This window comes from Bacteroides mediterraneensis, assembly GCF_025993685.1.
Classification (GTDB): Bacteria; Bacteroidota; Bacteroidia; order Bacteroidales; family Bacteroidaceae; genus Phocaeicola; species Phocaeicola mediterraneensis_A.
Genome location: NZ_DAJPEN010000001.1, coordinates 271,201 through 285,789 on the forward strand (window position 1 = coordinate 271,201; position 14,589 = coordinate 285,789).

The following is a 14,589-nucleotide window of genomic DNA, read 5'->3' on the forward strand; positions in this document are numbered from 1 at the left end:
TTTCTTATTTTTGTCCGATTATATGGGAATAATAGCCCTGAAAAGAACCTGATTTTTTAACTGGAACCGCATGTCGTTTTTTAAGGATGTAATCGGACAAGATGAAGTGAAACAGCTTCTCATCCACAACGTTCGGAGTGGAAAGATGCCTCATGCCCTGTTGCTTACGGGACCTGCCGGTAGTGGCAAACTGCCGCTGGCACTGGCGGTGTCGCGCTATCTGCTTTGTCGTCATCCGGGAGAGGACGATGCGTGTGGGCAATGCAGTTCGTGCAAGATGATGGACCATCTGGCGCATCCCGACATGCACTTTGCCTTTCCGGTGGTGAAAAAGAAGGCGGGACGCGACGTGGTGTGCGATGAGTTCCTGCCTCAGTGGCGTGAGATGCTGGAGCGGAATCCGTATGCCGACCTTCAGGAATGGATGCGGATGATGGATGCCGGCAACCAGCAGCCGCAGATTTACGTGCGCGAAAGCGACGAGATTCAGCGTAAGCTGTCCCTGAAGGCCAGTCAGGGCGGATATAAGGTGATGCTCATCTGGCTGCCGGAGAAAATGAATGTGGAGTGTGCGAACAAGTTGCTGAAGCTGCTGGAAGAACCTCCTTTGAAGACGGTATTCCTGCTGGTCAGCGAAGAGCCCGACTTGCTGCTGCCCACTATTTTGAGCCGGACGCAGCGCATCCACCTGAAACCTCTGTCCGAAGCGGATATTGAACGCTATCTGAAGGAACGGTATATGCTGCCGGAGGAAGATGCCCTTGACATAGCACACCGTTCGGCGGGAAGCCTGTTGAGGGCGGTGGAAAACGTGCATCTGGGTGAAGAGAACAGACTCTGTTTTGAACTTTTCGTGAACCTGATGCGTACGGCTTACAAGCGTGACATCCGTAGCCTGAGAGCCTGGAGCGAGCAGGTGGCCGGGATGGGACGTGAGCGCCAGAAGAATCTGCTGGAATATTGCCAGCGGATGGTGCGCGAGAATTTCATCTGCAACTTCCGACAGCCGGATATGGTGTACCTGAGTCCGGAAGAGATGCAGTTTGCCACCCGTTTTGCACCTTACATCAACGAGCGGAACATCTTTTCGGTGACTGGGCTGCTGGAAGAGGCACAGCTCCACATCGAGCAGAACGTCAATCCGAAGATGGTCTTTTTTGACATGGCATTGAGAATGATTGTAGAAATGAAACAACAATAACAATATATGGACGATTTTAAGCTTAAAAACGGAAGCGGCCGACTCTGTTGTGGAGGCTGCGGACGACAGAATAATAAACTGAACACTTACGACTGGCTGGCCGATATCCCGGGCAATGGAGAAGAGCAGGATATGGTGGAAGTACAGTTCAAGAATACACGGAAAGGCTATTACAAGAACAGCAACGGCTTGCACCTGGTGAAAGGGGACATCGTGGCGGTAGAGGCCAGTCCGGGCCACGATATCGGTACGGTGACACTGACGGGGCGGCTGGTGCCGTTGCAGATGCGGAAAGCCAACCTGAAACCGGATGCGGAAATCCGACGCATCTACCGGAAGGTGAAACCGGTGGACATGGAGAAATACGAAGAGGCCAAGTCGCGCGAACACGACACCATGATTCGTTCCCGCAAGATTGCGGAGAGCCTTGGACTTCAGATGAAAATCGGTGACGTGGAATATCAGGGTGACGGCAACAAGGCCATTTTCTATTACATTGCCGATGAACGTGTGGATTTCCGTCAGCTGATTAAGGTGCTGGCCGAAACGTTCCGGGTGCGAATCGAGATGAAACAGATTGGTGCCCGTCAGGAAGCCGGACGCATCGGAGGAATCGGGCCTTGCGGACGGGAACTGTGTTGCGCTACGTGGATGACGAACTTTGTGTCTGTGTCTACCAGTGCCGCACGTTTCCAGGACATTTCACTGAATCCGCAGAAGCTGGCCGGACAGTGTGCCAAGCTGAAGTGTTGCCTGAATTACGAGGTGGATGCGTATGTGGAATGTCAGAAGCGTCTGCCTAGCAAGGAAATTACACTTGAAACGCTGGACAATGTGTATTATTATTTCAAGGCGGATATCCTGAAAGGAACCATCACGTACAGCACGGACAAGAGTTTCCTGGCCAACGAAGTGACCATTTCTGCCCGTCGCGCTTTTGAGGTGTTGAACATGAACAAGCGGGGTGAGAAACCGGAGAAGCTGGATGAAGAAACCTCTTCCCGTGAACCGCAGCGTTCGAAAGACTTGCTGGAGCAAGAGAGTCTGACACGTTTCGACAAAACGAAGGCTGGACGGAACCGGAAAAAGAAAGCAAAAGGGGGCGCTCAAGCGGCTAACCAGCCTGCTGCTCCGGCGGAGGCAAACAACAACAGACCGACACCGGAAGCTGGAACGAAAGAACGGGAAAACAGAGGCCCTCAGGCCCGAAACAACCGTCCGTCCCGCCCGAAAAATAATCCCGTACCTCAGGCGGCTGCGGGAAATGCTCCGCAAGGAGAGGCAAATGCGGGGCAGGAGCCTCGTCCGAGTCGGAACGGAAGACGAAATTTCCGTCGGAACAACAACAATGAGGGAAATAAACGTCCGGAACGAAATACAAATTCAGATGTACAAGCATAAAAAATGGATAAAGGGCCGAATGGGGTATGCGGGCTTTCTGAGTCTGGTCGTGTGCCTGCTTTCGGCCTGCCATACGAATACGCAGTATCATGTGTACCAGTCCGTTCCCGGAAGGGAAGGCTGGCAGAGGACGGATTCGGTGGGGTTTGAACTTCCCCCGGAAGTGCCGGCAGGAACTTATCAGATGGAAGTGGGAATTCGTCACACGGGAGCCTATCCTTATCGGGATATCTGGTTGTCCGTGACACGGGTGGACGGCGATTCTCTGCCTTCGCATACGGACACTTTACATATTTATCTGGCCGATGAGAAAGGACAGTGGCATCACGAAGGGGCTGTCGGCGGATTGTTTCAGACAGCTTATATATGGGATGAGCCGGTGGTATTGACCACAGATTCCTTGGGACGCAGTTTCCGTATAGCCCATCTGATGCGGAAAAATCCGTTACCGGGTATTTCGGATGTGGGCATCCGGCTATTTTTCCCGGGCCGCGTCGATGCGGAGAAACACGAATAGCAGAATGGTAAATCCCCACAGGGAAGAGCCTCCGTAGCTGAAGAAGGGAAGCGGAATCCCGATGACCGGGGTCAGCCCGAGCACCATTCCCACATTGATGAAAAGGTGGAAGAAAAAGATGCCCAGCACGCAATAGCCGTAGACCCTTCCAAAACGGGTTTCCTGCCGTTCGGAGAGAACGATAAGACGGAGAATAAGTGCCATGAACAGGAAGATGACAATGGCAGAACCCACAAATCCCTGTTCTTCTCCAATGGTACAGAAGATGAAGTCGGTGTCTTGTTCCGGCACATATTTCAGTTTGGTCTGGGTGCCGTTGAGGAACCCTTTTCCGAGTAACCCTCCGGAACCGATGGCAATCTTACTCTGGTTGACGTTGTATCCGGCTCCTGCCGGGTCGTCCTTCATACCCAGCAATACTTCAATTCGGATTTTCTGATGAGGCTCCAGTACGTGGTTGAACACGTAATCGGTGGAGAAAAAGAAGATGCCGGAACCGATGACAAACAGGATGATGTAGAAATACTCCCTTACTTGCTCCCTGAGGTAATAATAAAAAAGGGTGATTACGAGGGCCGCACAAATGGCCAGTTGAAGATGGCAGACGTTAAACGGAATCACATAGTTGGAGAAAAGTGCGCCCAGCAGGGTGGCTCCTCCTCCGATGCCGAAGATATAAACCGCCAGTTTGGGAGACTGACGGCAGAATCTTCCTACCAGGAAAGAAGATAGCAGGATGATGAGGGTCAGTACGGAAAATTCTCCCCAGGAGGTCATCTCATCGGGCATGATTTCGGTTCCAAACCGGAGGCCGACAATAAAAAAGACAACGGCACAGATGCCGGAAAACAATACGGCTCCAGTCATGCCTTCCCGGTACAGCATGAGAAAAAAGGAGAGATACACCAGTGCGGAACCGGTCTCCTTTTGGAGGATAATCAGCAGCATAGGCAGCAAGATGATGCCCAATACTACCAACAGATTGCGGGTTCGCTGCATCTGGAAGGTGTATTCGTTCATGTATTTTCCCAGTGCCAGGGCTGTGGCAAACTTGGCGAACTCGGCTGGTTGCAGGCTGACGGGGCCGAGCACAATCCACGAGCGTGAACCTTTGATTTCATGCGGATTGAAGATGGTACCGAAAAGGAGCAGGAGCAGGATGCCATAAATCAGGTAGGCGTATGTGTCGTAAATGCGGTCTTCGAGCATGAGTATGACGAATCCGAGTCCCAGCGAACAGCCTATCCACATGAGCTGCTTGCCGGCACGTGTCGTGATGTCGAAGAAATTGGGCTCTCCGTAATCGTAGCTTGCTCCGCATACGCTGAACCAGCCGCAGGTGACCAATACCAGATAAAGTCCGATGGTCCACCAGTCCACATTTTTCCATACACTACCTCTCGTGTATCCCATAATCAATCCTCCTGTTTTGAATTTCTGTTGCCATCGCTTCGTCTTCGGGCGAAAGCTTTCCTTTCAGATATTGTTCTATCATGAGCCGTCCGATGGGGACACCGTAGACGGCACCGAATCCTCCGTTTTCCACATATACGGCAATGGCTATCTTCGGGTCTTTCATCGGGGCAAATCCCATGAATGCCGAGTGGTCTTTTCCTCGGTTCTGGGCTGTACCGGTCTTGCCGCATACTTCGATGTCGGGCAGGTTGGCTCCCCGGCAGGTTCCACCCAGTACGGCAGCACGCATGCCTTGTACCACTTCATCGTAATGGGAACGGTCGACCATGGTATAGCGTTTCTTGGAATAGAGCGTGTCGAGCGGTTCACCTTCGACTTCCTTGACCACATGGGGCGTAATGAAATAGCCTCTGTTGGCAATGGTAGCTCCCAGATTGGCTATCTGCAGCGGTGTCAGCGTCACCTCCCCCTGTCCGATGGAGATACTGATGATGGTCAGTCCGTTCCATGAACCGTGATAGGCCTTGTCGTACACGCTGGCATTGGGGATGAATCCTCTTTTTTCTCCCGGAAGGTCGATTCCCAAGGGGTAGCCGAATCCCATGGACACCATGTAGTCTCTCCATGTATTCATGGCCTTCTGTACGGAGCCATATTTCTGCCGGGCTCCAATCATGTGATAAAGTCCCCAACAGAAATAACCGTTGCAGGAAGTGGCGATGGCCGGAATCAGAGAGAGGGGGGAGGGGTGTGAGTGACAGCCCACATGGAGGCCTCGGAAATTGAAGCCGCCATTACACGGGTAACTGGTACCGGTGGTGATGATTCCTTCCTGCAAATAGGTGAGTGCCTGTGAGGTCTTGAATGTGGATCCTGGGGGGTAGGTACCCATGATGGCGCGGTTCAGCAAGGGCTTCCACGGGTCACGTGCCAGCATCAGGTGGTTCTTTCCTCGGTTTCTTCCTACCATCTGGCGGGGGTCGTAAGAGGGAGAAGACACCAGACAGAGTACCTCGCCGGTAGAGGGTTCGATGGCCACAATACTGCCGATTTTCCCTTCCAGCAAGCGTTCGCCCAGTTGCTGGAGGTCGATGTCCAGACTGAGCCGCAAGTTCTTGCCCGCCACGGGAGCTTTGTCGAATTTGCCGTCCATGTAGTTGCCTTGAATACGTCCGCGTGCGTCGCGCAGCAATATCTCAATGCCTTTTTCGCCTCGCAGCTGCTTCTCGTAAGAACGTTCCACTCCCAGTTTCCCGATAAAGTCTCCGGGGATATAGTAGTCATCCTTTTCCATGTCCGATTTGGACACTTCTGCAATATCACCTAAGATGTGGGCTCCCGCATTGTAAGTATATTGCCGGATGGTGCGTCGCTGGATATAGAATCCGGGAAACTTGAACAGTTTTTCCTGAAACACTCCACAGTCTTCGGCCGACAGCTGGGTCAGGAATACCTGATTGGTGTAGGGAGAGTATCCCGGGTTGAGGCGCCGGTCCTTGATGTCATGGAATTTCTTCCGGAGAAATTCCGGTGTGATTTTCAGGGTCTGGCACAAATCGGTCGTATCCAGTTCGGTAATCTCCTTCATGATGACTGTGATGTCGTAGGCTGCCTGGTTGTAGACCAGCAGTTTGTCATTGCGGTCGTAGATGACTCCCCGGCTGGGATACTGTATCCGCTTGAGAAAGGCGTTGCTGTCGGCATTCTTCTTATAGTCCTCACTCATGATTTGCAGGGAGAGCAAGCGTATAAGAAAAATCAATACAATGACAGCGACTGCGCCGGCAATGACGTATTTCCGCTTTTCAAGGTCGTAATTTCTTTCCACTATTTTTTCCTCCTGACAGAATCAACACATAAAATAAAGATGAGCGTGATGACTGCATCACTGGCTATTTTCAGTAACAATATTTGTGGCCGCGCAAAAGAGAACATATCCAGCAGATTCAGGACGACGGCATGCAACAGTACCATAACCAAGGTGTATCGGAAGAAAGGAGCAAATCCCATCTGATAGATGCCTGGCTCGAAGTTATCAGTGGTGTCGCGCAGTGAGAACAAACGCAGAATCCAGGGGCGGCAGAAAGCCGTCAGCACGGAAGCGGCTGCATTCAAGCCGGGGGTGTTGCTGAAGATATCGATGCAGAGTCCCAGGAAAAAGGCCCACAACAGGAGGCCCTTACGGCTGTTTCCCGAATTTATCTTCAATAAGAAATAAATGTATAATAAGGGAGTAGCGTATTGTTCAAAATGGATGTGATTCAACACCAGCGCCTGAAGCAGGGCCAGTATTATAAACCATTTAAGACGTATGATATATTGCATAATTTCCCAAACTTTCTGTGTGGTTAATAGTTATGGTTGCACGGAGTGGATACTGTCTTCCAGCTGTGCCTGTTCGCTCCCGTTGAAAGAACCCAGTACCCTGACGTTATTCAATCGGGCAAAGTCGGTAAAGAGTTTCACCTTGAGCAGGTAGGACAAGCCGTCGTGGCTGTCGGTCATGTCATCGACAGTGCCTACCGGTATTCCGGCGGGGAATACGGCACTGTAGCCGCTTGTCACGATTGTGTCGCCCAACGTGAACTCCGAATGTCTGGGCATGTCTTTCACATAGGCATATTGTGAGGAACCTCCATCCCATTTGAGGAAACCAAAATAGGATGTTCTCTTGATTTTGCAGCTGATGCTGCTTTTGGAGTTGAGCACAGGAAGCACGATGGAATGGTGTTGTCCTGTCAGATAGACAATACCTACCACCCCATTTCCGCACACTACTCCCATTTCCGGACGGATACCGTCGGCCGACCCTTTGTCTATCGTGATGAAATTGTTGGGGTGGGTTACGCTGTTGTTCACCACTCTGGCATCATAGAGCACATAGTCTTTCAATGCTTCCTTGCGCAGGTTGGCTACTCCGAGTGTATCTTGGGTATATTGTTCCAAAGCCTGTGACAGGCGCTCTACCTCAATTTCCAATTCCACGTTTCGTGCCGTGAGGTCTTTGTTGACTTCCGTCAGTCCGAAATAACGTGTCACTTGATTGGATGCCTCGTACACCAGTCCCGCCACATAATTGGCAGAAGTGAAGAAAGCACTTCCCTGATAGTTGTTGAAACGGAACAGCAGGGTAAGGGAAATCACTTCCAGAAGTACGAAAAGGAACCAATGGTTATATTTCAGCAGAAAATTGATTAGGTTTCGCATGTCAGAGAGTCCGAATGATGTGTAAACAAAAAAGTGAAAATTGAAAATGAAGGGACCTTCCGACCCCTTCATTTTCAATTTTATGAGATTATCTCATCAGGAATGAGAAACGATCTACATTTTTCAAGGCGATACCCGTTCCTTTGGCTACGCTCAGCAAGGGGTCTTCGGCAATGTGGAAAGGAATGTTGATTTTGTCTGTTAGACGTTTGTCCAGTCCGCGCAGCAAGGCTCCGCCTCCGGCCAGGTAAATACCGTTGTTGACGATATCGGCGTACAGTTCGGGAGGTGTATTTTCCAGTGCGCTCAGGATGGCCGTCTCAATTTTGGCAATGCTTTTCTCCATGCAGTGGGCTATTTCCTGATAGCAGACCGGTACTTCCATCGGAAGCGCTGTGATACGGTTTGGTCCGCGTACGATGTAATCCTCTGGAGCATTGTCTCCCAAATCCGTAATGGCAGCACCTACATGAATTTTGATTCGCTCGGCCATTCTTTCACTGACTTTGACATTGTGCTGTCGGCTCATGTATTCCTGAATATCCGCTGTCAGGTCGTCACCAGCCACACGGATAGAGTTGTTTGAAACAATACCGCCTAATGAAATTACGGCGATTTCGGTAGAACCTCCACCTATGTCGACCACCATGTTTCCTTCCGGAGCTTCCACATCCAGTCCGATACCGATAGCCGCAGCCATCGGTTCAAATATCAGGTAGACATCACGTCCGCCTGCATGTTCCGCACTGTCGCGTACGGCACGTAGTTCCACTTCTGTGGAGCCTGACGGTACGCCGATGACCATGCGCAGGGAAGGAGTGAAAAGATGACGTCCGGTATTTACCTTTTTAATCAACCCGCGCATCATCTGTTCGCAGGCGTTGAAGTCCGCAATCACTCCGTCACGCAACGGGCGTACGGTGCGAATGTTCGGGTTTTCTTTTTCGTACATCAGCTTGGCACGTTCACCCACGGCAATCATTTTGTCCGTACGGCGATCCAACGCAACGACAGAGGGTTCGTCTACCACAATCTTGTCATTGCAGGTAATGATGGTGTTGGCTGTGCCAAGGTCCATCGCTATGTTTTGTGTAAAGGAGAATAATCCCATTCCTTCTAATATAAGTCTAGAATTTTGAATTAATAAGTCCGTATAGAGAAGGCAGAATGAACTGCCTTTTATTTATTTCTTGAAATAGTCGCGGATAGCGGTATCGTAGTGTGAAGATACGGTAAAGGCTTCACCTGCAAACCAACGGCGCTGTTCACGTGTGGTAACGGCTCCCTGCTGGTTCAGGATGTCCAGCAGCGGCTGATACTGATGTTTGCTTGCTACGATGACTACATCGTTGAAATTCTTGGCTCCGGCACGAATCAATGAAATGCCGCCTATATCGATTTTTTCAATGATATCTTGTTCGGCAGCACCGCTGGCCACTGTATCCTCAAACGGATACAAGTCTACAATTACCAGGTCGATTTCCGGAATCTCATATTGTGCTACTTGTTTTTGGTCGCTTTCCAGTTCTCTACGGCAAAGGATACCTCCGAAGATTTTAGGATGTAAGGTTTTCACACGTCCTCCCAAAATAGAAGGATAGGTTGTGATATCTTCTACTGCCTTGCACGGATAGCCCAGTGATTCAATGAATTGACGTGTTCCTCCAGTAGAAAGGAATTCAACTCCTTCTGCATGGAGTTTAGCTAAGATAGCATCCAAGCCGTCTTTATGGTAAACAGACACCAATGCGGTTTTGATTTTCTTTGATTCTGACATAATTTTGAGATTTTGAATTCAGCCGCAAAATTACGAATTTTCAGATGATAAATATAGGATAGTAGAAATAAAATATCTTTTTTTTACATTCACATTGAAAGTTTTGCTGCTGACCTTCTTGTGAATAGTACTTCCATTTGCTTCCTTTCTGAGATTTTGTAACAGGATTGTAACATATATGACATTCGATTATAACAAGGATGAAATATTTTTGCATCCGGAAAAAACTTAGCAAAACAAGTTATGGAAACTATTTATTTGGGAATTGTGATTTTCCTGTTTATGCTGGCAGTCTTCGATTTGCTGGTAGGTGTCAGTAATGATGCCGTGAACTTTATGAATTCGGCGGTTGGTGCAAAGGTCGCGAAGTTTAAAACGATTATCATTGTAGCTGCTGTCGGGGTGTTTGCTGGAGCGGTGTTGAGTAATGGAATGATGGATATCGCCCGTCACGGAATTTTCCAGCCGGTAAATTTCAGCTTTTATGAAATCATGTGCATCTTGTTGGCGGTCATGGTGACGGACGTGGTGTTGCTGGATGTCTTCAATACGTTGGGGCTGCCTACTTCTACTACGGTATCCATGGTATTTGAATTGTTGGGAGGTACATTCATTCTGGCAATTTTGAAGATTATCGGAGACGAAACCGGTATGTTGAGTTTGGGTGATATGATGAATACGGAAAAGGCTTTGTCGGTCATTATGGGTATTTTCCTTTCTGTGGCGGTTGCCTTCATTGCGGGTACTATTGTACAATATGTGTCCCGACTTATTTTCAGTTTCAATTATAAGAAACATCTTTCATGGACCATCGGTGTGTTCGGCGGAATTGCCGTGACGGCCTTGGGGTATTTCATTATTATACAGGGTTTGAAGAGTGCTTCGTTCATGACTTCTGAAGCTCAGCAGTGGATTCAGGACAATACCCTGATATTGGTGGGCGGATGTTTCGTAGTGTTTACGGTCATCATGCAAATCTTGCACTGGTGTAAAGTAAATGTATTCAAGATTATTGTGTTGCTGGGAACTTTCTCGTTGGCACTGGCTTTTGCCGGCAATGACTTGGTGAACTTCATCGGTGTGCCTTTGGCGGGTTTTTCTGCGTACACGGATTATGTGGCAAATTCCAATGGGACAGGAATTCATGATTTTATGATGTCTTCTCTGATGTCGTCGGCTAAGACTCCTGCCATTTTCCTGATAGCTTCGGGGGTTGTTATGGTATATGCGCTGGCTACTTCCAAAAAGGCAAAGAATGTAATCAAGACGTCGGTCGATCTGGCCCGTCAGGAGGAAGGTGATGAGATGTTCGGTTCTTCTGCATTGGCTCGTGTGATTGTACGTCGCGCCACTAATATCAATGATTTTCTGGTACGTGTGATTCCGGTGGGAATGCGTCGTTGGATTGACAGCCGTTTCAATAAGGATGAAGTGATTCTGAACGATGGGGCTGCCTTCGATATGGTACGTGCTTCGGTGAATCTGGTTTTGTCTGGACTGTTGATTATCATCGGTACCACCATGAAGTTGCCGTTGTCTACCACTTATGTGACATTTATTGTAGCGATGGGTAGTTCATTGGCCGACCGTGCCTGGAGTCGGGAAAGTGCAGTATATCGTATCACGGGTATGCTTTCCGTGATTGGTGGCTGGTTTATCACGGCGTTCGTGGCTTTCACGATTTGTGCGCTGGTTACTTTCATAATGTTCTACACCAGTTTCGTTGGTATGTTCATCTTTATTGTGGTAGCTGTAGTGCTTTTGGTACGCAGTAATATCCAGTATAAAAAGAAAGAAGAAAAGGTGGATGGACAGGACGATGTGTTCAAGCGGATGATGAGCAGCAAGGACAAGAGCGAAACCTTGGCGTTGCTTCGTCAGCATGTGCAGGAAACCTTGGCCAGCTACGTGGATTTCAGTGAGAAAACCTATGTACAGGTGACTGACGGATTCATCAATGAAGACTTGCGTAGTCTGCGGAAGGCCATGAATGCGACGGACGACCAGAAGAAGATGCTCAAGAAACGTCGGCGGAAAGAAATTCTGGGATTACGCCGTCTGCCTATGACCGTAGCGATAGAAAAGAATACATGGTTCCACTTGGGAAGCAACAGTTGCGAGCAAATGCTTTACTGCTTGAAACGAATCTGTGAACCTTGTAAGGAGCATGTGGATAATAACTTCAACCCGATATCTCCGGATTGTGTGAAGGAATTCCTTCCAGTACGTGAGCAGCTCTGTAGTTTGATGGAGCGTACCAAGAGTGCCATCAGTACAGGTAACTATGCGGATGCCGATGATATTTTGAAGAAAGGTGACGAACTGAAAAACAATATTTCCGCTTTGCGTAAACAGCAGATGAACCGGATGCAGGAGTCTGATAATACAAGTTTGAAGGCGGCAATGGTTTATTTGAATATCCTTCAGGAATCTCAGGAGTTGGTAAGTATTTGGCGCCATCTGTTGCGTGCCAGTCGTTTCTTCCAAGGGGATTATGTACCCCAGGAGGTTTCTATACTGGCTTTGGCGGAAGACCGTTGAGGCTGATTATTCTTTGAATTGATAAAAAAGGCCGGCAGGAAGTTTCTCTCTTTCTTGTCGGCCTTTGTTTTTAGGGCTTATGTAGGTTAGTCTTCTTGTACTTCGGTGAGGTTTCCGGTTGTAGAATCCATGATGAATCCTCTTACCCGTATATCCTGTGGTACTAGCGGGTGGTGGCGTACGATGTGTACGCTCTTTTGTACAGCTTCTTCCGTATCATTGAAGCCGCTGAGCCAGGAATTTAAGTCGATATCACAGTATTGCATCATTTCGATGTGGTCTTGTGAGATACCTCTTTCGCGCATGTGGCGCAGCATGACCTGACTGTCCATGTGCTGCACGCCGCAGTCTGTGTGCCCGATAATCATGACCTCTTCCACTCCTAGTTCATATATGGCTACCAGAAGGCTTCGCATGGCACTTCCAAACGGGTGTGTAATCGTTCCTCCTGCATTCTTGATGATTTTGACATCTCCGTTTTTGATACCCAGTGCGGCTGGCAGCAGTTCTGTCAAACGGGTGTCCATGCAGGTGACAATGGCGATTTTTTTGTCAGGGTATTTGTTCGTGATGTATTTTTCGTACCCTTTGCTTTCCACAAATGTTTTGTTGAAATGTAATAATTCGTCTATCATAGTCCTTTATATTTTGTATAGAATATGGGCAAAAATACAGATTTATTTTGTGATTTTTCCGTTGCTTTCTGTGGGAATTCCTAAAATCATGTACTTATCGTGGAATATGCTTCCGATTTTTTCGTACTTTTGTAGAAAATTCAACCAAACTATTAAAATATGGCTAAAGAACTCGAACTCAAGTACGGCTGCAACCCTAACCAGAAGCCGGCCCGCATTTTCATGCAGGAGGGAGAACTGCCTATTGAAGTGTTGAACGGGCGTCCCGGTTATATCAATTTCTTGGATGCGTTCAATGGATGGCAGTTGGTGAAAGAACTGAAAGAAGCTACCGGTATGCCGGCCGCTACTTCGTTCAAACACGTGAGTCCTGCCGGAGCCGCAATCGGTCTGGAACTGGATGAAACCATGAAGAAAATTTATTTTGTGGATAACCTGCCTTTGTCGCCGCTGGCAAATGCGTATGTACGTGCACGTGGTGCCGACCGTATGTCGTCTTATGGAGATTTTATAGCTCTGAGTGATGTGTGTGACGAGGAAACTGCCCGTTTCATCAATCGTGAGGTATCCGACGGTGTCATTGCTCCGGGATATACGGATGCGGCTTTGGAAATCTTGAAGAACAAGCGGAAGGGTACTTATAATGTCATCAAGATAGATCCGGCTTATCGTCCGAATCCTATTGAACACAAGGACGTGTTTGGCATTACTTTTGAACAAGGACGTAACGAAGTGAAACTGAATGGCCCGGAACTGTTTGCAAACATTCCGACACAGAATAAGAATTTCCCGGAAGAGGCTAAGCGTGATTTGATGATTGCATTGATTACGTTGAAATATACGCAGTCTAATTCAGTTTGTTATGTGAAGGACGGACAGGCCATTGGTATCGGTGCCGGACAGCAGAGCCGTATCCATTGTACTCGTTTGGCTGGAAACAAGGCTGATATCTGGTACCTGCGCCAACATCCGAAAGTATTGAACTTGCCTTGGGTAGAAAAAATCCGCCGTGCCGACCGTGACAATACCATTGATATTTATATCAGTGAAGATCATGATGATGTGTTGGCCGATGGCGTATGGCAGCAGTTCTTTACGGAAAAGCCGGAGATTTTAACCCGTGAAGAGAAACGGGCATGGTTGGATACACAGAAAGGGGTGTCTTTAGGTTCGGATGCATTCTTCCCGTTTGGCGACAACATCGAACGTGCGCATAAGAGTGGGGTAGAGTATATTGCTCAGGCCGGAGGCTCTGTTCGTGATGACAATGTGATTGAAACATGTGATAAATACGGTATTGCAATGGCATTTACGGGTATCCGTCTGTTCCATCATTGATACCAAAAGTAAAGATAATAAGAGGAGAGGTGCAAATTTGCACCTCTTTTTTTGTAGATAGAGTAAAGATTTGCTATCTTTGCTGCCACTTAAGTACTTAATCTTGGGCTTGTTTGGTTTTGACAGCGAGAGATGTGGTATGTAAGCATGCAGTGCGTCAGTGATTTGCACTATAATCTCAGTTACTGAACAATTATCTGGCAACGAAAATTATGCTCTCGCTGCTTAATCGAAGTATAGTAGATTAGCTTTATTTCCGTCACAGTGATGGAAACGAGACATCGCTCAAAAGCTCTTGTTCCGAAGCGTTTGGTTTAGCGGTGCAGCAAAATCGGAAATAGTTTCAGCCTTGTTCCGCGGCTGGGATGAAGTTTTAGGAACTAAGACATAAGTGGGTGGCTCTGGTCTTGCTTGTGTACGAAAACCGAAGGCAGAGATAAGCATGTAGAAAGCATATGGCTTCCTTGTTTGGACGAGGGTTCGACTCCCTCCAGGTCCACAGATAATGAAAAGCTGCTGAGTTTCTCAGTGGCTTTTTTGTTTTTCTGATTTCCGG

Annotated in this window: 11 protein-coding genes, 1 other RNA gene and 1 pseudogene; 6 read left to right on the forward strand and 7 right to left on the reverse strand. The window is 48.4% G+C overall.

From position 1 onward, the window contains the following. Nucleotides 1-70 precede the first annotated feature (70 nt). From holB to OIM59_RS01030, 3 genes are read left to right on the forward strand one after another with little or no spacing between them, the layout of a single operon-like run. Complete coding sequence (holB, locus tag OIM59_RS01020) at nucleotides 71-1,201, forward strand: DNA polymerase III subunit delta' (protein WP_299170186.1); 1,131 nt, start codon at nucleotides 71-73, stop codon at nucleotides 1,199-1,201. A 6-nt stretch (nucleotides 1,202-1,207) separates the two neighbouring features. After that, a complete protein-coding gene (locus OIM59_RS01025; RefSeq protein WP_299170184.1) occupies nucleotides 1,208-2,602 on the forward strand; it encodes a regulatory iron-sulfur-containing complex subunit RicT in 1,395 nt (464 codons plus the stop codon). Beyond that, a complete protein-coding gene (locus OIM59_RS01030) occupies nucleotides 2,589-3,119 on the forward strand; it encodes a gliding motility lipoprotein GldH (protein ID WP_299170182.1) in 531 nt (176 codons plus the stop codon). Before OIM59_RS01025 ends, OIM59_RS01030 begins: the two co-directional genes overlap by 14 nt. On the opposite strand, the gene rodA is transcribed toward OIM59_RS01030, so the two are convergent. From rodA to OIM59_RS01060, 6 genes and pseudogenes are all read right to left on the reverse strand, one after another. Further along, nucleotides 3,078-4,532, reverse strand: a complete 1,455-nt coding sequence (gene rodA, locus OIM59_RS01035; protein WP_299170181.1) for a rod shape-determining protein RodA — start codon at nucleotides 4,530-4,532, stop codon at nucleotides 3,078-3,080. The genes OIM59_RS01030 and rodA overlap by 42 nt on opposite strands. After that, nucleotides 4,513-6,363 (reverse strand): penicillin-binding protein 2, encoded by a 1,851-nt coding sequence (gene mrdA / locus OIM59_RS01040; protein WP_303894349.1) that lies wholly within the window; start codon nucleotides 6,361-6,363, stop codon nucleotides 4,513-4,515. Before mrdA ends, rodA begins: the two co-directional genes overlap by 20 nt. Then, nucleotides 6,363-6,860, reverse strand: a complete 498-nt coding sequence (gene mreD, locus OIM59_RS01045) for a rod shape-determining protein MreD (RefSeq protein ID WP_299170177.1) — start codon at nucleotides 6,858-6,860, stop codon at nucleotides 6,363-6,365. Before mreD ends, mrdA begins: the two co-directional genes overlap by 1 nt. 30 nt (nucleotides 6,861-6,890) lie before the next feature. Continuing rightward, a complete protein-coding gene (gene mreC, locus OIM59_RS01050; protein WP_072541729.1) occupies nucleotides 6,891-7,742 on the reverse strand; it encodes a rod shape-determining protein MreC in 852 nt (283 codons plus the stop codon). An 88-nt stretch (nucleotides 7,743-7,830) separates the two neighbouring features. Beyond that, nucleotides 7,831-8,853, reverse strand: coding sequence for a rod shape-determining protein (locus OIM59_RS01055; RefSeq protein WP_072541730.1), 1,023 nt, complete (start codon nucleotides 8,851-8,853; stop codon nucleotides 7,831-7,833). Nucleotides 8,854-8,928: 75 nt separating this feature from the next. After that, a pseudogene (locus OIM59_RS01060) lies at nucleotides 8,929-9,519 on the reverse strand (bifunctional phosphoribosylaminoimidazolecarboxamide formyltransferase/IMP cyclohydrolase PurH); the annotation flags it as partial. A gap of 243 nt (nucleotides 9,520-9,762) precedes the next feature. Between OIM59_RS01060 and OIM59_RS01065 the strand changes: the two are divergent. Beyond that, nucleotides 9,763-12,060, forward strand: a complete 2,298-nt coding sequence (locus OIM59_RS01065) for an inorganic phosphate transporter (protein ID WP_299170175.1) — start codon at nucleotides 9,763-9,765, stop codon at nucleotides 12,058-12,060. Nucleotides 12,061-12,146: 86 nt separating this feature from the next. On the opposite strand, the gene OIM59_RS01070 is transcribed toward OIM59_RS01065, so the two are convergent. After that, complete coding sequence (locus tag OIM59_RS01070; RefSeq protein WP_072541733.1) at nucleotides 12,147-12,695, reverse strand: carbonic anhydrase; 549 nt, start codon at nucleotides 12,693-12,695, stop codon at nucleotides 12,147-12,149. A 159-nt stretch (nucleotides 12,696-12,854) separates the two neighbouring features. Between OIM59_RS01070 and OIM59_RS01075 the strand changes: the two genes are divergently transcribed. After that, nucleotides 12,855-14,033, forward strand: a complete 1,179-nt coding sequence (locus tag OIM59_RS01075) for a phosphoribosylaminoimidazolecarboxamide formyltransferase (protein WP_288354290.1) — start codon at nucleotides 12,855-12,857, stop codon at nucleotides 14,031-14,033. A 105-nt stretch (nucleotides 14,034-14,138) separates the two neighbouring features. After that, nucleotides 14,139-14,535, forward strand: a transfer-messenger RNA (tmRNA) gene (gene ssrA, locus OIM59_RS01080). Nucleotides 14,536-14,589: the final 54 nt, after the last annotated feature.